This window comes from Rhodopseudomonas sp. P2A-2r, assembly GCF_026015985.1.
Taxonomy (GTDB): Bacteria; Pseudomonadota; Alphaproteobacteria; order Rhizobiales; family Xanthobacteraceae; genus Tardiphaga.
This window is the reverse complement of sequence record NZ_CP110389.1, coordinates 2739008-2761593: the sequence shown is the minus strand read 5'-3', so window position 1 is coordinate 2761593 and position 22586 is coordinate 2739008. Positions and strand designations below refer to the sequence as shown.

Sequence of the window (22586 nt, the reverse complement as noted above, 5' to 3'; positions counted from 1 at the left end):
CCATTCAACGCATAGACAACTGGCGCCCAGGAAATTGGTTTCTGTTCCCGGGTGATCATTGCGCGGCGATTTAATGACAGCATGGAGTCCGGAACTGCACTGCAGTGCGATAAAAAATACGCCATGTGCAGCTCACTTTAGTCGCAGTGCACACGGTTGCGGCGCCTTGTGCACGCTGTTAGAAAACGATGACCGACGATGTTCCGGCTGCCGGGATGTCGCCCGCGTCTTTCACGGCAGACACGACAGCGCATGGACTATTTCGCCCAGCAGTTGATCAACGGACTCGTGCTCGGCTCGATCTACGGCCTGATCGCCATCGGCTACACGATGGTCTACGGCATCGTCGGCATGATCAACTTCGCTCATGGCGACATCTTCATGATCGGCGGTTTCATCGCGCTGATCACCTTCCTGATCCTGGTCTCCATCGGCCTCACCGTAGTACCGGTGATCCTGCTGATCGTGCTGCTGGTGTCGATGGCGGTTACGGCCCTGTATGGCTGGACCATCGAACGCATCGCCTACCGGCCGTTGCGGCACTCGTTCCGCCTCGCGCCGATGCTGTCGGCGATCGGCATGTCCTTCGTGCTCACCAATTACTCGCAGGTCGCCCAGGGCGCGCGGGTCAAGCCGGTGCCGCCGATCATCACCGGCGGCTACACGCTGCATGAAGGTGCCGGTGGCTTTGCCGTGCGGCTGTCCAATGTGCAGATCATCGTCGTGATCACCACCATCGTACTGCTGGCGATCTTCACCTACCTCGTCGCGCGCACCCGGTTCGGCCGCGACATGCGCGCCTGCGAGCAGGACCAGACCATGGCGTCCCTGCTCGGCGTCGACGTCGATCGCACCATCTCCATGACCTTCGTGATCGGCGCCGCGCTCGCCGCGGTCGCCGGCATGATGTACCTGCTGTATTACGGCCTGGTCGACTTCTTCATGGGCTTCGTCGCCGGCATCAAGGCGTTTACCGCCGCCGTGCTCGGCGGCATCGGCTCTCTGCCCGGCGCGATGCTCGGCGGCCTGCTGATCGGCCTGATCGAGACCCTGTGGGCGGCGTATTTCTCGACCGAGTACAAGGATGTCGCGGCGTTCTCGATCCTGATCGTCGTGCTGATCTTCCTGCCGACCGGCCTGCTCGGCCGGCCGGAAGTCGAAAAAGTTTGATGGCCGTGGCAGCCAACGCCGCTCACGCCAAAGTCGCCCGCGGCCCGGATCTGGCGTTCACCTTCAAGAAGGCGCTGATCTCCGCGCTGGTGGCCCTGGTGCTGTTCTCGCTGATGATCGGCGTGCGCACCGAGGCCGGCCCCAGCGGCCAACTGATTTACTGGACGCGGTTCGGCGATCTCGCGATCATGGTCGCCGTGGTGTTCGGCGGCAGTATCGTGGTCGAGCTGTTGCGCGCCTGGTGGGGACCGGTCGACACCATCAGGATCGTGACGCCCGGGACCACGAAGGCGCTCGCCGTGGCGCGCCGCGCCATCGCGCCGGTGCTGCTGATCTTCACGTTTCTGGTGCCGGTGATCTTCTACGACCAGCGCTACATCCTCGATCTCGGCATCCTTGTGCTGACCTATGTGATGCTCGGTTGGGGGCTTAACGTGGTGGTCGGCCTCGCCGGCCTGCTCGACCTCGGCTACGTCGCCTTCTACGCGGTCGGCGCCTATTCCTACGCGCTGCTGGCGACCAATTTCGGCCTGTCGTTCTGGATCTGCCTGCCGCTCGCCGGCATCCTGGCGGCGTTCTTCGGCGTGCTGCTCGGCTTCCCGGTGCTGCGGCTGCGCGGCGATTATCTCGCCATCGTCACGCTGGCGTTCGGCGAAATCATCCGCCTCGTCATCATCAACTGGCAGGATCTCACCGGCGGCCCCAACGGCGTATCGGGCATCCCGCGCCCGACCTTCTTCGGCATTCCGCTGTCGCCGGGCGACGACGGCCTCGCGGCGCGGCTCGGCATCGAATTCTCGCCCACCCATCGCATCGTGTTCCTGTTCTACCTGATCCTGGCATTGGCGCTGCTGACCAACTGGGTCACCATCCGGCTGCGCGCGCTGCCGATCGGCCGCGCCTGGGAAGCGCTCCGCGAGGACGAGGTCGCCTGCCGCGCGCTCGGCATCAACACCACCACGACGAAACTCACCGCCTTCGCGACCGGCGCCATGTTCGCCGGCTTTGCCGGCTCGTTCTTCGCCACGCGACAGGGCTTCATCAGCCCGGAATCCTTTACTTTCCAGGAATCGGCGCTGGTGCTGGCCATTGTCGTGCTCGGCGGATTGGGCTCGCAGCTCGGCGTGGCGCTGGCGGCGCTGACCATGATCGGCGGCTTCGAACTGTTCCGCGGCCTCGAGCAGTACCGCATGCTGGTGTTCGGCTTCGCCATGGTGCTGCTGATGATCTGGCGGCCGCGCGGATTGATCGGCCACCGCGCGCCGACCGTGTTCCTGAATCACCAGACCACGATCTCCGCTGATATCGTCGAGGAAGCCCGCCAGTGAGCGACCGGATCCTCAGCGTGGAAAATCTGTCGATGCGCTTCGGCGGCATCGTCGCCGTCAACGAACTGTCGTTCGCCGCCGAGCGCGGCAAGATCACCGCCCTGATCGGCCCCAACGGCGCCGGCAAGACCACGGTGTTCAATTGCATTACCGGCTTCTACAAGCCGAGCGGCGGCAGCATCCGGCTCAGTCACGACGGCGCCGAATTCAGACTCGAACGCCTCAACGACTTCCGGATTTCCAAGGTCGCAAAGGTCGCGCGCACATTCCAGAACATCCGGCTGTTTCCGGGCATGACGGCGCTGGAAAACCTGATGGTGGCGCAGCACAACGCGCTGATGAAGGCGTCGGGCTATACGTTCCTGGGCCTGTTCGGCGTGCCATCCTATCGCGCCGCCGAGAAGCGCGCGATGGATCTGGCGCGCAACTGGCTCGACCGGATCGGCCTGCTCGGCCGCGCCGACGATGCGGCCGGCGAACTGCCCTATGGCGACCAGCGCCGCCTCGAGATCGCGCGTGCCATGTGCACTGAACCGGCCCTGCTCTGCCTCGATGAGCCCGCCGCAGGCCTGAACGAGCGCGAGAGCGCCAGCCTGAGCGAGCTCTTGCTGAAGATCCGCGACGACTGGGGCACCTCGATCCTGCTGATCGAGCACGACATGAGCGTGGTGATGGAAATCTCCGACCACATCGTTGTGCTGGACTACGGCGTCAAGATCGCCGACGGCACCCCGCAGTCGATCCGCGATAATCCCAAGGTGATCGCGGCCTATCTCGGCGCCGAGGAAGACGAAGTCGAAACCATCGAAGCGGAGTTGGGGCTGTGAGGTCATTGCCACACACTCCGTCATGGCCGGGCCTGTCCCGGCCATCCACGCCCGCAGGCGCCGGCGCACATGGTTGCGTGGATAGCCGGCACAAGGCCGGCCATGACGGCGGAGAGGTCATGCGATGAACTCTTCCACCCCCATGCTCGCCATCCAGAATCTTCGCGCGTCCTACGGCAAGATCGAAGCGTTGCGCGGCGTCGACGTCACCATCGCCCGCGGTGAAATCGTGGCATTGATCGGCGCCAATGGCGCCGGCAAGTCGACGCTGATGATGACGATCTTCGGCAGGCCGCGCGCCAGGTCCGGGACCATCGTCTACGACGGCACGGACATCACCGGCGTGCCGACCCACGAGATCGCGCGCATGCGCATCGCCCAGTCGCCGGAAGGCCGCCGCATCTTTCCGCGCATGAGCGTCGCGGAAAACCTGCAGATGGGCGCCGACGCCACCGACACCAGCCCGGCGGACCGCGCGGCCGGCCTCGACAAGGTACTGGCGCTGTTTCCGCGGCTGAAGGAGCGCATGACCCAGCGCGGCGGCACGCTGTCCGGTGGCGAGCAGCAGATGCTGGCGATCGGCCGCGCGCTGATGAGCCGGCCGCGGCTGCTGCTGCTCGACGAGCCCTCGCTGGGCCTCGCGCCATTGATCGCCAAACAGATTTTCGACGCCATCCGCGTCCTCAACCGGCAGGACGGCCTCACCGTGCTGATCGTCGAGCAGAACGCCAATCACGCGCTGCGCCTCGCCCATCGCGGCTACGTCATGGTCAACGGGCTGATCACGCTGACCGGCACTGGCGCGGACCTGCTCAAGGCGCCGGAAATCCGCTCTGCCTATCTCGAAGGTGGAAGGCACGCGTGACCAAGGGCGAACCGGATGCCTCCTGCCATCAACGTCCGTGACAGAAGCAAGACACCGCGACCGCTTCAACCAAGAGAAATTCGCCGATGCCTCACGATAATTATCTGACATTCGCCACGGTTTAAAGATACCTACTTCACCATCGACAACTTCAAGCCGGCCCTGGAGACTTCCATATGAAACTGATCAAACTCATCGGCCTCACGCTGGGCGCGTCTGTCGCGCTATCGTCCGCCGTGCTGGCGCAGGACATTCGCGTCGGTGTCGCCTCGTCGATGACCGGCGGCGAAGCCGCCTTCGGCCGCCAGTTCAAGAATGGTGCCGAACTCGCGGTTGCCGACATCAATGCCGCCGGTGGCCTGCTCAACAAGAAGCTCGCGCTGGAAGTCGGCGACGATGCCTGCGATCCCAAGCAGGCCCGTTCGATCGCCGAGAAGTTCGCCAGCTCCGGGATCCCGTTCGTCGCCGGTCACTATTGTTCGTCGTCGTCGATCCCGGCGTCGGAAGCCTATGCGGACGGCAACGTGCTGCAGATCTCCCCGGGCTCGACCAATCCGTTGTTCACCGAGCGCAAGCTGTGGAACGTGCTGCGCGTCTGCGGTCGCGACGACCAGCAGGGTCTGGTTGCCGCCGAGTACATCGCCAAGAATTACAAGGGCAAGAACGTCGCCATCCTCAACGACAAGACCACCTACGGCAAGGGACTGGCCGACGAGACCAAGAAGGCGCTTAACAAGGTCGGCTTCACCGAGAAGATGTTCGAGAGCTACAACAAGGGCGACAAGGACTTCAACTCCATCGTCTCGCGGCTGAAGCGCGACAACATCGATCTGGTCTATATCGGCGGCTATCATCAGGAAGCCGGCCTGATCCTGCGCCAGATGCGCGACCAGGGACTGAAGACCGTGCTGATGGCGGGCGACGCCATCAACGACAAGGAATTCGCCTCGATCACCGGCCCGGCTGCCGAAGGCACCCTGTTCACCTTCGGCCCCGACCCGCGCAACAAGCCGACCGCCAAGGCCATCGTCGACCGCTTCAAGGCCAAGAACATCGATCCCGAAGGCTACACGCTGTACACCTACGCCGCGTTCCAGGTGTGGTCGCAGGCGGTGAAGAAGGTCAATTCGACCGACCCGAAGAAGGTGATCGAGGCCATCAAGGCCGGCGAGTGGGACACCGTCCTCGGCAAGCTGGCCTTCGATGCCAAGGGCGATATCAAGGCGCTCGATTACGTCGTCTACAAATGGGATGCCAAGGGCGACTACGCCGAACTGAAGCCGATGTAACGGCCGCTCCCGCCAGCGAAACGACCGGCACGTTCTGCGTGTCCGGTTGTTTCGGCCACGAATGAGGCCCGCCCCCGACAGTCTTGCGACGACCTGCCGCAGCGAGACACTACGGCGGGCCGCGCGTGCCTGTAAATTGCCGGTGACTTGACATCGAAATAGGGTGAGACTGATCCTCGCTTCCGACCGCTGGATGGCTCGCGGCGGGAAAACCCTTTGCGAGGATCATTTCATGAAACCGTTCCGACTGATCGGCCTGGCCTTCGCAGCAACGCTGCTATCGACGGCGGCCTTCGCCCAGGACATCAACGTGGCTGTGGCCGGTCCGATGACCGGCGGCGAATCCGCCTTTGGCAGGCAGATGAAGAACGGCGCCGAACAGGCGGTGACCGATCTCAATGCCGCCGGCGGCGTGCTCGGCAAGAAGCTGGCACTGGAGGTCGCCGACGATGCCTGCGACCCCAAGCAGGCGCGTTCGGTTGCCGAGAAGCTCGGCAGCTCCAAGGTGCCGTTCGTGGCCGGGCACTTCTGCTCGTCGTCGTCGATCCCCGCCTCGGAAGCCTATGCCGACGCCAACGTGCTGCAGATCACCCCGGCTTCGACCAATCCGCTGTTCACCGAGCGCAAGCTGTGGAACGTGCTGCGCGTCTGCGGCCGCGACGACCAGCAGGGCCTGGTCGCGGCGGACTACATCGCCAAGAACTTTGCCGGCAAGAATGTCGCAATCCTCAACGACAAGACCACCTACGGCAAGGGACTGGCCGACGAGACCAAGAAGGCGCTCAACAAGGCCGGCTTCACCGAAAAAATGTTCGAGAGCTACAACAAGGGCGACAAGGACTTCAATTCTATCGTCTCGCGGCTGAAGCGCGACAACATCGATCTGGTCTATGTCGGCGGCTATCACCAGGAAGCCGGCCTGATCCTGCGCCAGATGCGCGACCAGGGCCTGAAGACCATCCTGATGGCCGGCGACGCCATGAACGACAAGGAGTTCGCCTCGATCACCGGCCCCGCCGCCGAAGGCACCCTGTTCACCTTCGGGCCGGACCCGCGCTACAAGCCGACCGCCAAGGCCATCGTCGAGAAGTTCAAGGCCAAGAACATCGATCCCGAAGGCTACACATTGTACACCTACGCGGCATTCCAGGTGTGGTCGCAGGCCGCGGCCAAGGCCGGCTCGACCGATCCGAAGAAGGTGATGGACGTCATCAAGGCCGGCGAATGGGACACCGTTCTCGGCAAGATGGCCTTCGACGCCAAGGGCGACATCAAGGCGATCGACTATGTCGTCTACAAGTGGGACGCCAAGGGCAACTACACCGAGATCAATCCCAAGGGGACGTGAGCGGAGTCGTCTCGCAGATCTCGTTCCCCGGACGCGATGCAACCTAGCGAAGCGAAGCTTCGCGCGGAAGTGTTGCTTCGCAGATCCGGCCCAGGTTCTTTAAACAATCGGGATCCCGCATCTGCGGAGCGGCATAAGAATGCCGCGCCGCGCGCGGGAAACAATCAGCTTCACCCGAAATTCTGCAGCGCCGGAAACGTCTCCAGCAGCCAGATGCTGACATTGCTCACCGCGCCGGTGAGGAAGCCGATGCCGGTGATGACCATCAGCACGCCCATGACCCGTTCGACCGTGGCGAGGTGGCGCTTCATCCGCGCGAACAGGCTGGAGAACTGCTCGACCATCAGCGCCGCCAGCAGGAAGGGAATGCCGAGCCCGGCGGAATACACCGCCAGCAGGCCCGCGCCCTTGGTCACGGTCGCCTCCGCCGCAGCCACCGACAGGATGGCCGCGAGGATCGGCCCGATGCACGGCGTCCAACCGAAGGCGAAGGCCAGCCCCATCGCATAGGCGCCCCACAGGCCGACGGGCTTGGCCATCGCCAGGCGGCCCTCGCGCATCAGCAGGCCGATCCGGGTCAGGCCGAGAAAGTGCAGGCCCATCAGGATGATGACCACGCCGGCGACGATCGACAGTTCGGCGGAATATGCGCGGATCACGCTGCCGACCAGGCTGGCGCTGGCGCCGAGCGCCACGAAGACCGTGGAAAAACCCAGCACGAACATCAGCGCGGAGATCATCACCGCCCGCTTCGAGGTCGCGTCGGGTTCGTCGGCGGCGACGTGCTCGATGGTGGCGCCGGTCAGATAGATCAGATAGGGCGGCACCAGCGGCAGCACGCAGGGCGACAGGAAGCTGACGAGGCCGGCGAGCAGCGCCGCCGGAATGGTGACATCGTGAATCATGCGGCTAGATGCACCGCCCGCGTGCCCCGATGCAAGGCCCGTGGCGGGCCTCCTGCGGATGTGATCGGGCGTGATCGGTCCTCTTTCCCTCTCCCCCAGCGAAGCGAAGCTTCGCGCCGCGGGAGAGGGTGGATCGAACGCGCGAAGCGGGTTCGAGACGGGAGAGGGGTTGCACAAACAACAACCGTGTCGAAGATGCCCTCTCCCGCCTTCGCTTCGCGAAGGCACCCTCTCCCGCGGCGCGCAGCTTCGCTGCGCTGGGGAGAGGGGAAGAAAGAGCGTCCCATGAAGAATCTCCTCACCGATATCGCCGGCGTCCGCGTCGGCCACGCCGACGACGCCACCGTCGCCTCCGGGGTCACCGCGATCCTGTTCGATACCCCGGCGGTGGCAGCGATGGACATCCGCGGCGGCGGCCCGGGCACCCGCGAAAGCGCCCTGCTCGATCCCGTCAACACCGTGGAGCGGATCGACGCCATCGCGCTGGCCGGCGGCTCCGCCTTCGGGCTGGAGGCCGGCGGCGGCGTCCAGGCCTGGCTCGCCGAGCACGGCCGCGGTTTCAGGATACGCGACGCCGTTATTCCCATCGTGCCCGGCGCGATCTGCTTCGACCTGCTCAACGGCGGCGACAAGAACTGGGGCCGCTACGCCCCCTATCGCGAGCTCGGCTATGTCGCCGCCGCCGCCGCCAGCACCAGCTTCGCGCTGGGCAGCGTCGGCGCCGGGCTCGGCGCCACCACGGCGAATTTCAAGGGCGGCGTCGGCTCGGCCTCGGCGATCACGCCGGACGGCGTCAAGGTCGCGGCACTCGCCGTGGTCAATGCCGTCGGCAGCGTCACCGTCGGCGACGGGCCGTGGTTCTGGGCGGCGCCGTTCGAGGTCGACGGCGAGTTCGGCAGCCGCGGCTGGCCGGAGGCCTTCACGCCGTCCATGCATGCGATGCGCATCAAGGGCGGCCCTGCAGCGACCGCAGTGGAGAATACCACGCTGGCCGTCGTGGTCACCGACGCCATCCTGACCAAGTCGCAGGCCAAACGTCTGGCCATGATGGCGCAGACCGGCTTTGCCCGCGCCATCTATCCGGTGCACGCACCGCTCGATGGCGACATCGTGTTCGCCGCCGCGACCTGCGAAAAGCCGGTCGATCCGCTGGTCGGGCTGACGGAACTGGGCATGCTGGCCGGCAACGCGATGGCGCGGGCGATCGCGCGCGGCGTTTTCGCGGCGAAAGCGCTGCCGTTCCCGGACGCGCTGCCGGCGTGGAAGGACCGTTTCTGACCGGGCAACAAAAGCCGGCCGCCGGCGTTGCATGATCGAGGAGCCGCTGACGCCATGCCATCCACAGCGATCAGCCATCTCGCCTATGACGCGGCCAGCCGCGAACTGCTGGCAATCTTCACCAGCGGCCGGCGCTATCGCTATGAGGATGTCGGGCCGGAGCTGTTCACGGCGTTCAGTCATGCGCCGTCACGCGGCGCGTTCTTCAATCGCGAGGTCCGCGACCGCTATGCGTATCGCGAGGTGACGCCGGGATCAGGCGCTGACCGACACCGACGACGCGCCTGAATTCGAGATTGCCTGGGCCTGCTTCTGGATCATCTGCTCGATGAAATTATACGACTTGGTGGCGCTGGACGATGCGGCGTTGGTCGGCGCCGAGGTCATCGACACCTTGGAGCCGTCGGCATAGGTGGTCGACGTGGTGGTGGTGCTGTCGGCATTCAGCGTGGTGGTGCTGGTGGCCCCCGTCGCATCCGAACCGTTGCTGGAGCCGCCGCTCTTCGCAGTGTGATGGTGCCCGCCGCCATGGCCCTTCAGGGCGGAGGACATTTCGTCGAGGCTCACCGAGCCGTCGCCGTTCTTGTCGAGCTTGGCGAACACCTTGTCGGCATTGGCGGTGTTGGTGCCGCCGGCGCCGAGCTTGTCCTCGAATTCGGCCTTGCTGACCTTGCCGTCGCCATCGCTGTCGAGCTGTGCGAACAGATCCTTCAGCGCCGCCGAACGGCTCTTGGTCGCCGTGGAACTGGCTGACGCCACCGAAGTACTATCGGCCGAGCCGGTCGACGCGGTCGTTGCCTGGCCCTGTGCCGCGAGCAGCGCGCTCATGGTGCTCGTCGACAGCGTGCCGGTGCTTGCGGAGCTGTGGATCACCGGCTTGGCGGCGGTGGTGTCGCCGGAGGCCTTGCTGTCGGCATCGAAGATCGAGGCAGCGTTCTGCGTGACGCCGGTCTTGGCGGTCGCCGATGACGTCGAGCCCTTCTTCGAGGTCAGCGCCTGCAGGGCGTCGAGTGCCGTCGTCGCGGCCGTAAGAGCTGCCAGCATATTGAGACTCCTGCTCAAGCCGCACGCGGCGTGAATTCCCTGAGCCAATGGTCAGCAAGCGCCGTGCCATCGAAAAAACCTCGTGATAACAATGACCTTCAGGGAGCAGCGACGATGGCGCTCCCGGCAAATCGTGCCGTTGCGGCAGAAACTGCCGCGCCGCAAACGGCCGGACGCTGCGCTGGCCCGCATTGCCGCTCGGCCGGCTGCATGGTACCCGGAAGCCCTCTCCAACCATCAGGAAATGCCGATGTCACAGTCCTTCGCGCCCCGCCCGCTGGTCATCGCACCGTCGATCCTGGCTGCCGATTTCTCCAGGCTCGGCGAGGAAGTCCGCGCGGTGGACGAAGCCGGCGCCGACTGGCTGCATCTCGACGTCATGGACGGCCATTTCGTGCCGAACATTTCCTACGGGCCCGATGTCATCAAGGCGATGCGCCCGCACACCAAGAAGATCTTCGACGCGCATCTGATGATCGCGCCCTGCGATCCCTACCTCGAAGCCTTCGCCAAGGCCGGCTGCGACCACATCACCGTGCATGCCGAGGCCGGCCCGCATCTGCACCGTTCGCTGCAGGCGATCCGCGCGCTCGGCAAGAAGGCCGGCGTCTCGCTCAACCCCGGCACGCCGCTCTCGGCCATCGAATACGTCATCGACATGGTCGACCTGATCCTGGTGATGTCGGTCAACCCCGGCTTCGGCGGCCAGGCCTTTATTACGTCCGCGCTCGGCAAGATCAGCGATCTGCGCGCCATGACCGCGGGCCGCCCGATCGACATCGAGGTCGACGGCGGCGTCTCCGCCGCGGTGTCCGGCCAACTGGCCGCCGCCGGCGCCAATGCGTTCGTCGCCGGCTCCGCGGTGTTCAAGGGCGGCACGGTGGCGAGCTACAAGGCGAACATCGACGGCATCCGCGGCGCCGCGGCGAATGCGCGCGGGGAGATGGTTTAGGCGCGGAGTCTTCAATGCGAGAATGCGTTGCTGCAGGAGGCTCTGGGTAGGAATTCCGTCGCGCCTATCCTCACGGTCGCCGAAGAAACTGATCATTAAAACGAAGCCGAAATTCGTCGATAGCTTCCTCGAAACGACCAAATCCTTCCTGACGCATGAGGGCGGCAAATCCGACGCTTCGCTCTGTCCCAATAATCGCGGACCAGTAATACTGAATCATCCCAGCTGCATCCCGCTCCTTCATTCGCATAATGGTGAAGCGAATTCCTTGTTTTAGCCTTGCCGAGGCTGTACCTGAATCAAGTATTGGGTTGAAAATTCGCTCCTCTAGGAAGCTCATAATCTCAGTTTCTTTTGGTCCGAGCTCTGACAATAAATCATCCTTACACGTTGCATGAGAACACTAAGCACAACAACTCGCGCAATTGGCAAGTAGCCCGCATGAGCGCAGCGACATGCGGGGCAGCGCTCCATAATTCCCGCATCTCGCTGCGCTCATGCGGGCTACAACTATACTCCGTCCCGCGTCGCCGCGCGGGCCGGACGCACCACGGTGACGCTGCAATTGGCTTCGGCGGCGACTTTCGCCGACACGCTGCCGAGCAGGCTGCGCAGCCTGGAATTCTGTCGCGCGCCGATGATGATGTGGTCGACCTTGTTGGAGTCGGCGAATTGCAGGATCGCCGCGGCCGGATCGATCGCCTCCAGCACATGGGTCGACAGCCGGTTGGGATCGAGCTTCAGCGGCTGCGCCCAGTGCTTCAGCATGACCAGGCGATCGACGTGCTTGTTGCTCTGGTTCTCGTCAAGCGTGTGGTCGACGGCGAGGCGATTGAGCCTGAGCACGTTGAGACAGGCCAGCCGCGCCGCCGGCAATGTCGCGAGAATCCGGCCGGCGGTGACGCGCAGCGCCGCGTTCAGCTCCGGAGCGCCTTCGGTGGTGTCCAGCGCGATGGCCACGATGGGCGAGGCGTCGAGCTGGGCGGCGAGATCGGCCTTGGCCCTGGGCTGCGAGATATTGCCGTTGAAACGGCGGCGCCACACGGTGCTGAGCGGATCGCGCTTGAGCCGCTCCGAACGCGCGGTGAGTTTGACCTGGTCGGGATGGCCGAGATCGAAGGCCAGCTGCGCCGCGGTGGGATGCCGCCACTTGGGCTCGGTCTCCAGGCAGCGCAGCACGATCTCCTGCAGCCAGGGCGGATAGTCGGCGCGCAGTTTGCGCGGTGGCACCGGATCGCGCCACAGCCGCCGCTTCATGCCGCGCAGGGTTTCGCTTTCGCCAAAGGGCCGTTCGCCGGTGGTGAAGAAGTACAAGAGCACGCCGAGCGAAAACAGGTCGCTGCGCGGATCGTCGCGCACGCCGAGCAGCCGCTCCGGCGCCATATAGGGCGCGGTGCCGTAGGGCAGCCGGAATTCCTCCTGCAGCAGGTCCGGCAGCTGGTTGTGATGCGACAGGCCGAAATCGATCAGCACCGCCTCACCGCTGTCGCGAAACATCACGCTGCTCGGTTTGATGTCGTGATGAATGACGTTCTGCCGGTGCAATTCGTCCAGCGCCACCGCCACCTTGCCGACGATCGCCACGGCTTCGTCATAGGGCAGCGGCAATTCCGGCAGTCGCGCATAGAGCGTCGCGCCGGGAATGCGCTCGATCACCACATAAGGCTGCTTCGCAAAATCGCCGGCACCGAAACATTTCGGGACGTGCACGCCGGACAGCCGCGGCACGATCATCTGCTCCATCTCGAAGCCGACGATGGCGGCGGGATCGTCGCCCTCGGAAATGCGCGGGATCTTCATCAGCAGCGGCATGGCGATGTCCGGCCGGGTCACACTCCACAGCGTCGCCATACCGCCGCGATGCACGCATTCGCCGACGACAAAACCGTCGATCACCGCGCCGGGCTCAACCAGATGCCGCCCCATGGCTCACCTCCCCACCAGCAGCCGGTCGGCCAGCCAGACCGGCAGGCCATTGTCGCGAATGCGCTTCGCCGCTGCCTCGACATCGTAGGGCACGCGGCAATAGGTGATCTCGCGGCTGATGGTATCGAGCAGCGCGAAGGCCGCCGCCGGATTGCCGTCGCGCGGCTGGCCGACCGAGCCCATCACCGCCAGCCAGCGCCGCCCCTGCAGCAGCGGCACGGCGACGTCCGCGCTCGGCACGAAGCTGGTCATCTTCGCCGTCACCGACATGGAATACAGCGCCGGCTTGTGGATGTGGCCGCAGAAAGTGACATGCGCCTGGGTCGCGATCAGGCAGCGCGCAGCGTCGGAGACATCGGTCACATAGCGCCACCGGGCCGGCTGGCTGGCCTCGGAATGCACATAGAGACGCTCGCCATCCTCGACGGTCAGCGGCAGGTCGGCGAGAAAGCGCCGCTGTTCGGCGCCGAGCCGGCCGCGGGTCCATTCGATGGCGGCCTGGGCCTCGGCATTCATGGTCTCGGAGGGCGTGCCGACGGCATAATCGTGGTTGCCTTGCACGGCCACGGCGCCGGCCGCGACCAGTTCCATCACGGTATCGACCACCCATTCCGGATCGGCGCCGTAGCCAACGAAATCGCCGAGCAGCACCATGCGCTCCGCGCCGCGCGCACGCGCCGCAGCGAGGCAGGCCTCGAACGCCTCCCGGTTGCCATGGATATCCGCAAAGATCGCCAGCAGCACATTTTCTCCCTTGCCGCATGATAACGGCCAGCCGGCCGGTCGGTTTGACCGACATCAAACGGTGCCGCACCGGCTGGCTCCCTGCTTACGGTAAAACCCGCTGGCGGGCGATCCGCTTGTTCCCTCCCCCTCCCGATCTGCTAAAGCGCGGCGTAACCCCCAACAGCACGAGTCCTCCATGATCCCCCGCTACACCCGTCCGGAAATGGCTGCCATCTGGGAGCCGCAGAGCCGCTTCAAGATCTGGTTCGAGATCGAGGCCCATGCGGCGGATGCGCTGGCGGAACTGGGCGTGATCCCCAAGGATGCGGCGAAAACCATCTGGGCCAAGGCCAAGGACGCCACCTTCGACGTGGCGCGCATCGACGAGATCGAGCGCGAGACCAAGCACGACGTCATCGCCTTCCTGACCCATCTGGCCGAGATCGTCGGCCCCGAGGCGCGCTTCGTGCACCAGGGCATGACCTCCTCGGATGTGCTCGACACCTGCCTCAACGTGCAGCCGACGCGCTGCGCCGACATCCTGATCGCCGACGTTGACCGGCTGCTGGCCGCGCTCAAGACCCGTGCCTTCGAGCACAAGATGACCCCGACCATCGGCCGCTCCCACGGCATCCATGCCGAGCCGGTGACGTTCGGTCTGAAGCTCGCTTACGCCTTTGCCGAGTTCACCCGCGCCCGCGAACGGCTCGTAACCGCGCGCAAGGAAGTGGCGACCTGCGCCATCTCCGGTGCTGTCGGCACCTTCGCGCAGATCGATCCGCGCGTCGAAGCCCATGTGGCCAAGGCCATGGGCCTGACCCCCGAGCCGATCTCCACCCAGGTGATCCCGCGCGATCGCCACGCCATGTACTTCGCCACGCTCGGCGTGATTGCCTCGTCCATGGAGCGCCTCGCCACCGAGATCCGCCACATGCAGCGCACCGAAGTGCTGGAAGTGGAGGAGTTCTTCTCCGAGGGCCAGAAGGGCTCCTCGGCGATGCCGCACAAGCGCAACCCGGTGCTGACCGAGAACATCACCGGCCTCGCCCGCATGGTGCGCGCCTATGTGACCCCGGCCATGGAGAACGTGGTGCTGTGGCACGAGCGCGACATCTCGCACTCCTCGGCCGAGCGCATGTTCGGACCGGACGCCACGGTGACGCTGGACTTCGCGCTCAACCGCCTGGCCGGCGTGATCGAGAAACTGCTGGTCTATCCGGCCAACATGCAGAAGAACCTCGACCGCCTCGGCGGCCTCGTCCATTCGCAGCGCCTCCTGATCGCGCTGACCCAGAAGGGCGCCTCGCGCGAGGACGCCTACAAGCTCGTGCAGCGCAACGCCATGCCGGTGTGGCGCGGCGAAGGCGACTTCCAGACGCTGCTGAAGAAGGACGCCGGCGTGAAGAAATATCTCACGGATGCGGAGATCGAGGAACAGTTCGATCTCGGCTATCACTTCAAGCACGTCGATACGATCTTCAACCGCGTGTTCGGAGAGAGCTGATCGCCGGTTCTTAACCTCTCCCCGCCTGCGGGGAGAGGTCGGAGTCCTGAGCGGAGCGAGGGGCTCCGGGTGAGGGGATTCCGCGTTTCACTCGAGAGTCCCCTCACCCGGCATCCACGCTTCGCGTGAATGCCGACCTCTCCCCGCAAGCGGGGAGAGGTGAAGAAAGGTCCGAACCCCTGATAGAATTTGCGCCCGCTATCCTCGCCGTCTGCCTGCGCCGCGGCCATCATTTCAGCAAGGCGCCGGCGCTCAGCGTCCGCCTGTTGCCGGGCCTCGGCGTCGAGGGCGATGCCCATGCCGGCGCCAAGGTCACGCACCTCTACCTCGCGCGCAAAGATCCCGAGGCGCCGAACCTGCGCCAGGTGCATCTGATGCACCGCGAACTGTTCGACGAGCTGCGCACCAAAGGCTTCGACATCGCGCCCGGCGATCTCGGCGAGAACATCACTACCGGGGGCATCGACCTGCTCGGCCTGTCCACCGGCACGAAACTCCATCTCGGCGATCAGGCGGTGATCGAGATCACCGGCCTGCGTCACCCCTGCGGCCAGATCGACGCCTTCCGGAAGGGACTGCTGAAGGCCGTGCTGGACAAGGACGCCGAGGGCAAGCTGATCCGCAAGTCCGGCGTCATGAGCATTGTGCTGTCAGCCGGCGACGTGCGGCCCGGCGACCCGATCCGTATCGAGCCGCCCGCAGGCGCGCACCGGCCATTGCTGCCGGTGTAGGCAGCTACTCCACCAACTGCAGCGTCAGATCGGCGCGGCCCTTGTTGTTGCTGCGGTAGAACAAGTCGAACAGGCGGGGCATCCCGATCACCGTATCGTTGACATAGACGAACAGTTCGCCGGATTTCGGCGCCCGGAAGGTTGCGGTGTAGCGCGTCGTCGCCGGGCACTGGCACGCCGGCGGATCCTCGCGCACGAAGGCCGGCACCACCTCGCCGAAACTGCGGATGCCGACGCGCAGCACCGGCGCAAACCAGTTCGAGCCCAGCAGCCGCCGGCTTGGCAGGCCGAGCCACATCAGTGGCCGCATCCGGTCGCGGCCGAATCCCTCCGGCCCGGTGGCGATGCCGCGGGCTTTGTCCGGATCGGGCTCGTCGAACTTGTAGCCGTCCTGCCAGGGATCGGTGACCACCAGCGTGACCCGATAGGAGCGCTGCGCCTGCACGGCGAGGCCGGTCGCCGTGCACAAGGTCTTCGTCGCGAACGGTCTGGTCGCCGGCGTCGCCGTCACGGCGGTGGTCGTCACGCCGGGGGTGCAGACCGACCCCGCCGCGTCGAAGGCGAGGAAAGACAGGCGATTGACGACGTTGAACACCGCGAAGGTCAGCACCACGAAAATCACTGCGGCGAAGAACGTCGGCAGCAGCCAATGCTTGAGCAAATAGAAGAACGCGCGATAGGCCCCGGCATTGCGCAGCCGGTAGACCGCGCTGGCCGGCTGTGGCGGAGACGTGCTGCTCGGGCTGCGCCAGATGGTCCGCATCAGGTCGCGGATCCGTCCCTGCATCCTGCCGCCCAGATCGAGCAGCAGAAGCACCGCGACGACACCGATCAAAAACCGCCCGGGCGCGTGGCGGAAGGCCTCCAGCCACGGCGCGACGAAGGCCGGCAGCAGCGCGCCGACCATGTCGATCAGCGGCACGACCACCTCGGCGGGACTGGCCGGCCCGCGCGGCGGACGCCAGGCATTGATCAGCGGCAGCGCTGCCAGATAGAGCGAGGCAGCCACCGTGGCAAAGTAGGTGACGCGCCGCGCCCAGACCCAGTCCCACACCCGTTCCTGGCGGACGGCGCGCGCCTGCGCCTGCGCGGCGCCGACGCCGCTCTCGGCGATGATGGCGCCGCTGTCGGTCACCACCGCATAGCTGGCCGGCAGCACGATCGGGCTGTAGCCATCGGTGCCGCGCGCGATGCGGTCGAACACGGTGTGATGGATTTTTGGCGCCGGCCGCGGCCGATACGTCTCCGGCGCGGCGAGTTCGGCCCTGACTTCATGCTCGGAGTCCGTCCGGTCCGCCAGAATGTTGAGCATGTGGCGCAGGTCCTCGGCCAGCTTCAGCTTGTAGGGCGGCTGGCTGTAGATATCGACCAGCTTGCGCGGCCGGTAGCGATAGTAGCCGGCGAGGCCGTGACGGGAGTCGTTGAGCTTGTCGAAGGGATCGACGAAGCTGTCGAGCCAGGTCTGCTGCACCTGCAGATAGCGCAGCCCGTGGACCTCGGCGCGCTGCATCATCCAGCGCAGCGTCGTATAGGACAGGCCGTCGCGCGAATAGCCGCCGCCGATGTCGGAATGCACGCCGACGAACCACACCTGGCTGATGCGCTCGCGGTCGATCTCGGCTAACGGCCGTTCCGCCGGCAGCGGCGCCGGCTCCCAGCCCTGCTCCACCGGATAAAGCTTCTTGCCGTCGCGCACATAGCGGTCGTCCCACAACACCGGGCGGAACGCGTCGCGCTCCTCCTCCAGCGCCAGCGCATGGCAGGCCCGGGCGATCTTGTGGTTCATGAACTGGTCCGGCATGGTCAGCGGCCAGTACCAGTAGTCGATGGCCCGGGTGATCTCCTCGATCGGACCGCCATAGGCATCGACGGTGTCCCACACGCCGATGAAATCGATCTTCTCGATTTCGGTGCGGACCAGGTCGGCAAATGCCGGCTTGTGCAGAACGACACGACCAAGCCAGTCGCACAGCGCCCATAGCGGCTTGATCAACGCCGTGAGCGCCGATTTGTAATTGCGGACCTTGCGATATTCGCGATAGGCAATCTCCGCATCGCGCGCCAGCTGCGCATCGTTGCCGTCGTAGCGCACGAGACCGATGCGGGCGATCAGGCCGGCGACCACGCGGATGGTGAAGGCGCCGCGGCTGAAGCCGAAGCCGTAAATGCGATCGCCCGGTTGATAGTTGCGACAGCAGAAACTGTAGATGTCGATGACGTTGCGCTTCAGCCCGACGCCGAACACGCCGCCGAGGATGGCCAGCGGCTTGAACGACGAGGTGCCGACACCGTCGTCGTAATAGGCGATCTGCGCCGAGGGATCTGACAGATTAAGCGCCTGATACAGCCGCCAGACATTGGTGCGAAACAGTTTGGCCGAGCTGTTGCCCGTGCCGTCCGACAACAGGACGATATTTTTTCCAGCCATCGCCGTGCCCCCCGCGCGTCAATGCCGAGGCATGATGAGCAGAAATTGCATCATCGACAAGATACAATCGCGCAACCTGACTGCGCTCCAGTTCATTCCGCGCCGAAGCCAAGGCGCGGTGCCGCATCTCTTGCCTCCTCGCAGAGCCGGACCGTATCAGGCGCTGTCGTCCGCGACGGCCCCGGAACAAGAGTTCATATTGCATCGGATCCGCGGCAGGCGTCATGGTCCGGCAACCCAAAAGTAACCACCTTCGGCAAGGATGTGTCCGTGTCCACCCAACCAACCATCCTGGTGATCGATTCCGGCCTCGGCGGCCTCACGGTGCTGCGCGAGATCGTCCGCGCGCGCCCTGACGCGCGCTATGTCTATGTCGCCGACGACGTGTTCTTCCCCTACGGCCACCACAGCGAGGACGAGATCGTCGCCCGGGTGGTGCCGCTGATGGGCGAGCTGATCGCGGCGCATCGCCCGGACCTGGTGGTGATCGCCTGCAACACCATGTCGGTGTCGGTGATGGCGCCGCTGCGCGCCGCCTATGCCGTGCCCTTCGTCGGCACCGTCCCGGCGATCAAGCCAGCCTGCGCCGCCTCCACCACCAAGCGCGTCTCGGTGCTCGGCACCCGGGCCACCGTGAAGCGCGAATATACCAAGGCGCTGATCCGCGACCATGCCCAGGCCTGCACGGTAACACTGGTCGGCTCGCCCATCCTCGCCTCTCTGGCGGAGGCGGAGCTGAACGGCGAGGCCATCGGCAACGACGCTATTCTGGCCGAGATCGCGCCCTGCTTCGTCGACGACGGCGGCCTCCGCACCGATGCCGTGGTGCTGGCCTGCACGCACTACCCGCTGCTGCTGGACCGCATGATCGCGCTGGCGCCGTGGCCGGTGGCGTGGATCGATCCGGCGCCGGCAATCGCGCGGCGGGTGGTCGACCTGCTCGGGCCGGCCCTGCCAAATGCGCCGACCACCACCACCAGCTTCGTCTACACATCCGGACGCGCGCCGTCGTTGCAACTGGCCAAGGCGCTGGTGCCGCTTTTCGGCAGCCCCGTTCCGGCGTGATCCAGCTTCCGCGCGCAATCGCGGACTGCTAGCCTGCTCTCAATCCGTTCCATGAAGAGAACGGCCAGGGAGAGACCATGATGCTCAGGAACCTTTTGATCGGACTTTCGATTATCGTCGTGACCGCCGGCGCTGCGGCGGCGCAGACCGCTGCTCCGGCGGGCGGTATCAAGCGGACGCCGCTGCAGGACGTGAAATTCCCCGCTGGCTATCACATCGTGACCGTTGTCGCCGAGATCGGGCCGAACCAGCTCGCCGGCCGGCACACCCATCCCGGCGTGGATACCGGCTATGTACTGGATGGCGAGGCGACCTTGCTGGTCGAAGGCCAGCCCGACAAGATGATGAAGGCCGGCGATTCCTACGCGGTCCCTGCCGGCGTGCCGCACGACGTCAAGACCGGTGACAAGGGATTGAAGCTGATGGCCGTCTACGTCGTCGAGGACGGCAAGCCGGTGGCCACCCCGGCGCCGAAATAACTGGATACAGGATACGGAATGACGCCTCCCGCGCCGCTTCATCGCCTCAAGCAGCAATGGCGCGAGGGGCGTCCGACCTTCGGGGCCATTGCCACCATCCCGAGCATCCAACTGGCGCGGATCATGGCGCAGTCGCTCGACTGGATCATCGTCGATCTCGAGCATGGCCCGATCGATCTCGGCACCGCACACGGCATGATCATGGCGACCGCGGGCACGCCGTGCCTGCCGCTTGTGCGCATCGCCGCCAACGAGCCGTGGCTGGCGAAGGCGCCGATGGACATCGGCGCCATGGGCCTCAACTTTCCGATGATATCAAGCGCGGCGGATGCGGAGAAAGCCGTGCGCAGCCTGCGTTATCCGCCCGCCGGCGAGCGGCTGTGGGGACCGTTTCATGCCCCGTTCCGCTGGAACGTGTCGATGCCCGACTACATGGCCACCGCCGATGACGACATGATCTGCATGGTCACTATCGAGCATGTCGACGCTGTGAACCGCATCGACGAGATCATGGCGGTCCCGGGCATCGATGTTGCAGTGATCGGGATCGGCGACCTCGCCACCTCGATCGGCAAGCGCGGCCAGCTCGACGATCCCGAGGTGCTGGCGCTGGTGGCCCGCGCCGAGACCGGCATCCTCAAAAGCGGCGTGCCGATCGGCGGCGCCGCGCGCTCGGCCGAACAGGCCAATGCGATGATCGCGCGCGGCTATGTGGCGCTGGCGCTCGGTTTCGACTGGTCGCTGGTCCAGCGCGGTATTGCCGCGGCGTTTGCAGGAATCCAGCGATAAGGCCGCGCCCCGGTTCTGGATCGCGATTGCGCAACTAGCGGCTGTATAACCCTCCTGAATATGCTACATGACAGGCTGGCCGGGCAACGACCCGGCCGTCCTGGGCGGGGCTTCACAGCAGATGCGCGGAACGATTCGCAAAGTATCAATGCCGCGCCGTCTGATCATGGATCTGATGCACGCGTCGACGCGCGTGCCGTTTGTCGCGCTGCGGCGGCGGCTGGCACTCGATGCGCTCGCTGCGGCCCGCGCCGGATCGGCGCATCCGCCGGGCTGGACCGCCATCTTCACCAAGGCATTCTGCCTCGTGGCGAAGGACGAGCCGGTGCTGCGCACGATGTTTATCGGCGGGCCGTGGCCGCACTTCTACGAACTACCGCGCAGCGTCGGCATGATCGCCATCGCGCGCAACGAAGGCGGCGAGCCATGTGTACTGCCGCAACGCGTGTGCGGCGGCGAGGCGATGACGCTGGCCGAGATCGATGCGCTGATCCGCCACGCCATGACGGCGCCGATCGAGAAGGTGCCGATGTTCCGCAAGCTGATGCGGGTGACGCGGCTGCCGCTGCCGCTGCGCCGGCTGCTGTGGGCGGGCTGCTTCGCCATCGGCCGGCAGCGCGCCAATTTCTGCGGCAATTTCGGCATCACCTCGGTGGCCGCCTTCGGCCCCGGCAATCTCGATGCGATCAGCCCCGGCCCGTTCCTCCTCAGCTATGGCGCGCTGGAGCCGGACGGGACCATGGAAGTGGTGATCCGCTGGGACCACCGGGTTACCGACGCCGCGATCATCGCGCAGGCCCTGAGTCGGCTGGAACAGGTGCTGAATACCGAAATTGCCGACGAAGTGCTGGCCGATTACCCTCCGGCCACGAAATCGGTCCGGGCGGTGGCCTTTTAGGGCCCAAAAGCGTCAGAATGGCCCGGCCGAACATCCCGGACGGCCGTTTTCCGGCTTCCCGCGCCCGTCTTTCAATTGACATATCGGGCCGTTGTTCCTAGAACCCGCTTGCTCGCGGGCCGTTTTCGGCCCGCGTTGCGTTTCGCACCCGTGGTTCTCCCTCAGCTTGAGGATGAACCTGTCGGTACCGGAATTCTCCGGTACACAGGAGGGCGCGTCTCCTCATTCTCTCTCAACATCGAGGACGCGATGACCAAGCGTAGTGAAGCTAAATACAAAATCGACCGCCGCATGGGCCAGAACATTTGGGGTCGTCCCAAATCTCCGGTCAACAAGCGCGAATACGGCCCCGGCCAGCATGGCCAGCGCCGCAAGGGCAAGCTCTCAGACTTCGGCGTGCAGCTGCGCGCCAAGCAGAAGCTGAAGGGCTATTACGCCAACATCTCCGAGCGCCAGTTCCACTCCATCTACGTGGAAGCCGGCCGCATGAAGGGCGACACCGGTGAAAACCTGATCGGCCTGCTCGAGCGCCGCCTCGACACCGTAGTGTATCGCGCCAAGTTCGTCGCCACCATGTTCGCGGCCCGTCAGTTCATCAACCACGGCCACATCAAGGTGAACGGCAAGCGCGTCAACATCGCTTCCTACAAGGTCAAGGTCGGCGACCTCATCGAGGTCAAGGAATCCTCGAAGCAGCTCGCTTTCGTGCTCGAAGCCTCGACCCTCGGCGAGCGCGACACCCCGGACTACGTCGAAACCGACCACGGCAAGATGACCGCCAAGTTCATCCGCATCCCGGTGCTGTCGGACGTTCCGTTCGCCGTGCAGATGGAACCGCATCTGATCGTCGAATTCTATTCGCGCTAAGTTTCAGCAGCGATCACGAGATCAAGGCCCCGGATTTTCCGGGGCCTTTTTTGTTGGGCCAATGATCTTCCGTCGTCCGCGCCACATCCTCCACTGTCATCGCCCGGCCAGGCGCGCAATTGCGCGCCAGGACCGGGCGATCCAGTAAACGCAGGCGCCAGCGATGG

At 65.2% G+C, this 22586-nt stretch carries 22 protein-coding genes; 16 read left to right on the top strand and 6 right to left on the bottom strand.

The window, feature by feature from the left end:
• Nucleotides 1-252: 252 nt before the first annotated feature.
• The 6 genes from ONR75_RS12960 to ONR75_RS12935 all read left to right on the top strand — a co-directional run bounded on the left by ONR75_RS12960 (nt 253) and on the right by ONR75_RS12935 (nt 6827).
• On the top strand, nt 253-1170 hold the full coding sequence (locus ONR75_RS12960) for an ABC transporter permease subunit (protein WP_265082953.1): 918 nt from the start codon (nt 253-255) through the stop codon (nt 1168-1170).
• Nucleotides 1170-2498, top strand: coding sequence for a high-affinity branched-chain amino acid ABC transporter permease LivM (gene livM, locus ONR75_RS12955; RefSeq protein ID WP_265082952.1), 1329 nt, complete (start codon nt 1170-1172; stop codon nt 2496-2498). The genes ONR75_RS12960 and livM overlap by 1 nt, the downstream gene beginning before the upstream one ends.
• 32 nt (nt 2499-2530) lie before the next feature.
• Nucleotides 2531-3325 (top strand): ABC transporter ATP-binding protein, encoded by a 795-nt coding sequence (locus ONR75_RS12950; protein WP_320109747.1) that lies wholly within the window; start codon nt 2531-2533, stop codon nt 3323-3325.
• A gap of 124 nt (nt 3326-3449) precedes the next feature.
• A complete protein-coding gene (locus ONR75_RS12945; RefSeq protein ID WP_265082950.1) occupies nt 3450-4190 on the top strand; it encodes an ABC transporter ATP-binding protein in 741 nt (246 codons plus the stop codon).
• Between the two features lie 176 nt (nt 4191-4366).
• Nucleotides 4367-5479: a branched-chain amino acid ABC transporter substrate-binding protein gene (locus ONR75_RS12940; protein ID WP_265082949.1), complete on the top strand. Its 1113-nt coding sequence runs from the start codon at nt 4367-4369 to the stop codon at nt 5477-5479.
• 232 nt (nt 5480-5711) lie between these two features.
• A complete protein-coding gene (locus ONR75_RS12935; RefSeq protein WP_265082948.1) occupies nt 5712-6827 on the top strand; it encodes a branched-chain amino acid ABC transporter substrate-binding protein in 1116 nt (371 codons plus the stop codon).
• A 170-nt stretch (nt 6828-6997) separates the two neighbouring features.
• Here ONR75_RS12935 and ONR75_RS12930 read toward each other — a convergent pair whose 3' ends face one another.
• Nucleotides 6998-7732: a cytochrome c biogenesis CcdA family protein gene (locus tag ONR75_RS12930; RefSeq protein ID WP_265082947.1), complete on the bottom strand. Its 735-nt coding sequence runs from the start codon at nt 7730-7732 to the stop codon at nt 6998-7000.
• Nucleotides 7733-8017: 285 nt separating this feature from the next.
• Between ONR75_RS12930 and ONR75_RS12925 the strand changes: the two genes are divergently transcribed.
• Entirely contained in the window at nt 8018-9010 is a 993-nt protein-coding gene (locus ONR75_RS12925) for a P1 family peptidase (RefSeq protein ID WP_265082946.1), read from the top strand.
• 54 nt (nt 9011-9064) lie between these two features.
• Nucleotides 9065-9298: a KTSC domain-containing protein gene (locus ONR75_RS12920; protein ID WP_265082945.1), complete on the top strand. Its 234-nt coding sequence runs from the start codon at nt 9065-9067 to the stop codon at nt 9296-9298.
• On the opposite strand, the gene ONR75_RS12915 is transcribed toward ONR75_RS12920, so the two are convergent.
• Nucleotides 9266-10054 (bottom strand): EF-hand domain-containing protein, encoded by a 789-nt coding sequence (locus tag ONR75_RS12915; RefSeq protein ID WP_265082944.1) that lies wholly within the window; start codon nt 10052-10054, stop codon nt 9266-9268. The genes ONR75_RS12920 and ONR75_RS12915 overlap by 33 nt on opposite strands.
• Nucleotides 10055-10304: 250 nt before the next feature.
• Here ONR75_RS12915 and rpe point away from each other — a divergent pair, with 250 nt between their 5' ends.
• Complete coding sequence (gene rpe / locus ONR75_RS12910; protein WP_265082943.1) at nt 10305-11006, top strand: ribulose-phosphate 3-epimerase; 702 nt, start codon at nt 10305-10307, stop codon at nt 11004-11006.
• Nucleotides 11007-11076: 70 nt separating this feature from the next.
• Here rpe and ONR75_RS12905 read toward each other — a convergent pair whose 3' ends face one another.
• The 3 genes from ONR75_RS12905 to ONR75_RS12895 all read right to left on the bottom strand — a co-directional run bounded on the left by ONR75_RS12905 (nt 11077) and on the right by ONR75_RS12895 (nt 13676).
• Nucleotides 11077-11379, bottom strand: a complete 303-nt coding sequence (locus ONR75_RS12905; RefSeq protein WP_265082942.1) for a hypothetical protein — start codon at nt 11377-11379, stop codon at nt 11077-11079.
• A gap of 137 nt (nt 11380-11516) precedes the next feature.
• Complete coding sequence (locus tag ONR75_RS12900) at nt 11517-12932, bottom strand: serine/threonine protein kinase (protein WP_265082941.1); 1416 nt, start codon at nt 12930-12932, stop codon at nt 11517-11519.
• A 3-nt stretch (nt 12933-12935) separates the two neighbouring features.
• Nucleotides 12936-13676, bottom strand: a complete 741-nt coding sequence (locus tag ONR75_RS12895; RefSeq protein WP_265082940.1) for a metallophosphoesterase family protein — start codon at nt 13674-13676, stop codon at nt 12936-12938.
• 178 nt (nt 13677-13854) lie between these two features.
• Here ONR75_RS12895 and purB point away from each other — a divergent pair, with 178 nt between their 5' ends.
• Nucleotides 13855-15162, top strand: a complete 1308-nt coding sequence (gene purB / locus ONR75_RS12890; protein WP_265082939.1) for an adenylosuccinate lyase — start codon at nt 13855-13857, stop codon at nt 15160-15162.
• A 182-nt stretch (nt 15163-15344) separates the two neighbouring features.
• The gene (locus ONR75_RS12885) at nt 15345-15893 is read left to right on the top strand and encodes an MOSC domain-containing protein (protein WP_413776515.1); all 549 of its coding nucleotides are present in this window, start codon (nt 15345-15347) and stop codon (nt 15891-15893) included.
• 4 nt (nt 15894-15897) lie between these two features.
• Here the strand turns inward: ONR75_RS12885 and ONR75_RS12880 are convergent, their stop codons facing one another.
• A complete protein-coding gene (locus tag ONR75_RS12880; RefSeq protein WP_265082938.1) occupies nt 15898-18321 on the bottom strand; it encodes a DUF2235 domain-containing protein in 2424 nt (807 codons plus the stop codon).
• A gap of 270 nt (nt 18322-18591) precedes the next feature.
• Between ONR75_RS12880 and murI the strand changes: the two genes are divergently transcribed.
• The 5 genes from murI (at nt 18592) to rpsD (ending at nt 22419) form a co-directional block, all read left to right on the top strand.
• Nucleotides 18592-19386 (top strand): glutamate racemase, encoded by a 795-nt coding sequence (gene murI, locus ONR75_RS12875; protein WP_265082937.1) that lies wholly within the window; start codon nt 18592-18594, stop codon nt 19384-19386.
• A gap of 80 nt (nt 19387-19466) precedes the next feature.
• On the top strand, nt 19467-19865 hold the full coding sequence (locus ONR75_RS12870; protein WP_265083640.1) for a cupin domain-containing protein: 399 nt from the start codon (nt 19467-19469) through the stop codon (nt 19863-19865).
• A gap of 18 nt (nt 19866-19883) precedes the next feature.
• Nucleotides 19884-20654 carry an HpcH/HpaI aldolase family protein gene (locus tag ONR75_RS12865; RefSeq protein WP_265082936.1) on the top strand — a complete coding sequence of 257 codons (771 nt, stop codon included), beginning with the start codon at nt 19884-19886 and terminating at the stop codon, nt 20652-20654.
• A 121-nt stretch (nt 20655-20775) separates the two neighbouring features.
• Complete coding sequence (locus ONR75_RS12860; protein WP_265083639.1) at nt 20776-21552, top strand: acyltransferase; 777 nt, start codon at nt 20776-20778, stop codon at nt 21550-21552.
• 249 nt (nt 21553-21801) lie between these two features.
• Nucleotides 21802-22419, top strand: coding sequence for a 30S ribosomal protein S4 (gene rpsD, locus ONR75_RS12855; RefSeq protein ID WP_265082935.1), 618 nt, complete (start codon nt 21802-21804; stop codon nt 22417-22419).
• The last annotated feature ends 167 nt before the right edge of the window (nt 22420-22586 follow it).

Coding starts and splice junctions, on each gene's coding strand:
- ONR75_RS12960 (WP_265082953.1), top strand. CDS start 253: ATGGACTATTTCGCCCAGCAGTTGATCAACGGACTCGTGCTCGGCTCG.
- livM (WP_265082952.1), top strand. CDS start 1,170: ATGGCCGTGGCAGCCAACGCCGCTCACGCCAAAGTCGCCCGCGGCCCG.
- ONR75_RS12950 (WP_320109747.1), top strand. CDS start 2,531: ATGCGCTTCGGCGGCATCGTCGCCGTCAACGAACTGTCGTTCGCCGCC.
- ONR75_RS12945 (WP_265082950.1), top strand. CDS start 3,450: ATGAACTCTTCCACCCCCATGCTCGCCATCCAGAATCTTCGCGCGTCC.
- ONR75_RS12940 (WP_265082949.1), top strand. CDS start 4,367: ATGAAACTGATCAAACTCATCGGCCTCACGCTGGGCGCGTCTGTCGCG.
- ONR75_RS12935 (WP_265082948.1), top strand. CDS start 5,712: ATGAAACCGTTCCGACTGATCGGCCTGGCCTTCGCAGCAACGCTGCTA.
- ONR75_RS12930 (WP_265082947.1), bottom strand. CDS start 7,732: ATGATTCACGATGTCACCATTCCGGCGGCGCTGCTCGCCGGCCTCGTC.
- ONR75_RS12925 (WP_265082946.1), top strand. CDS start 8,018: ATGAAGAATCTCCTCACCGATATCGCCGGCGTCCGCGTCGGCCACGCC.
- ONR75_RS12920 (WP_265082945.1), top strand. CDS start 9,065: ATGCCATCCACAGCGATCAGCCATCTCGCCTATGACGCGGCCAGCCGC.
- ONR75_RS12915 (WP_265082944.1), bottom strand. CDS start 10,054: ATGCTGGCAGCTCTTACGGCCGCGACGACGGCACTCGACGCCCTGCAG.
- rpe (WP_265082943.1), top strand. CDS start 10,305: ATGTCACAGTCCTTCGCGCCCCGCCCGCTGGTCATCGCACCGTCGATC.
- ONR75_RS12900 (WP_265082941.1), bottom strand. CDS start 12,932: ATGGGGCGGCATCTGGTTGAGCCCGGCGCGGTGATCGACGGTTTTGTC.
- purB (WP_265082939.1), top strand. CDS start 13,855: ATGATCCCCCGCTACACCCGTCCGGAAATGGCTGCCATCTGGGAGCCG.
- ONR75_RS12880 (WP_265082938.1), bottom strand. CDS start 18,321: ATGGCTGGAAAAAATATCGTCCTGTTGTCGGACGGCACGGGCAACAGC.
- ONR75_RS12870 (WP_265083640.1), top strand. CDS start 19,467: ATGCTCAGGAACCTTTTGATCGGACTTTCGATTATCGTCGTGACCGCC.
- ONR75_RS12865 (WP_265082936.1), top strand. CDS start 19,884: ATGACGCCTCCCGCGCCGCTTCATCGCCTCAAGCAGCAATGGCGCGAG.
- ONR75_RS12860 (WP_265083639.1), top strand. CDS start 20,776: ATGCGCGGAACGATTCGCAAAGTATCAATGCCGCGCCGTCTGATCATG.
- rpsD (WP_265082935.1), top strand. CDS start 21,802: ATGACCAAGCGTAGTGAAGCTAAATACAAAATCGACCGCCGCATGGGC.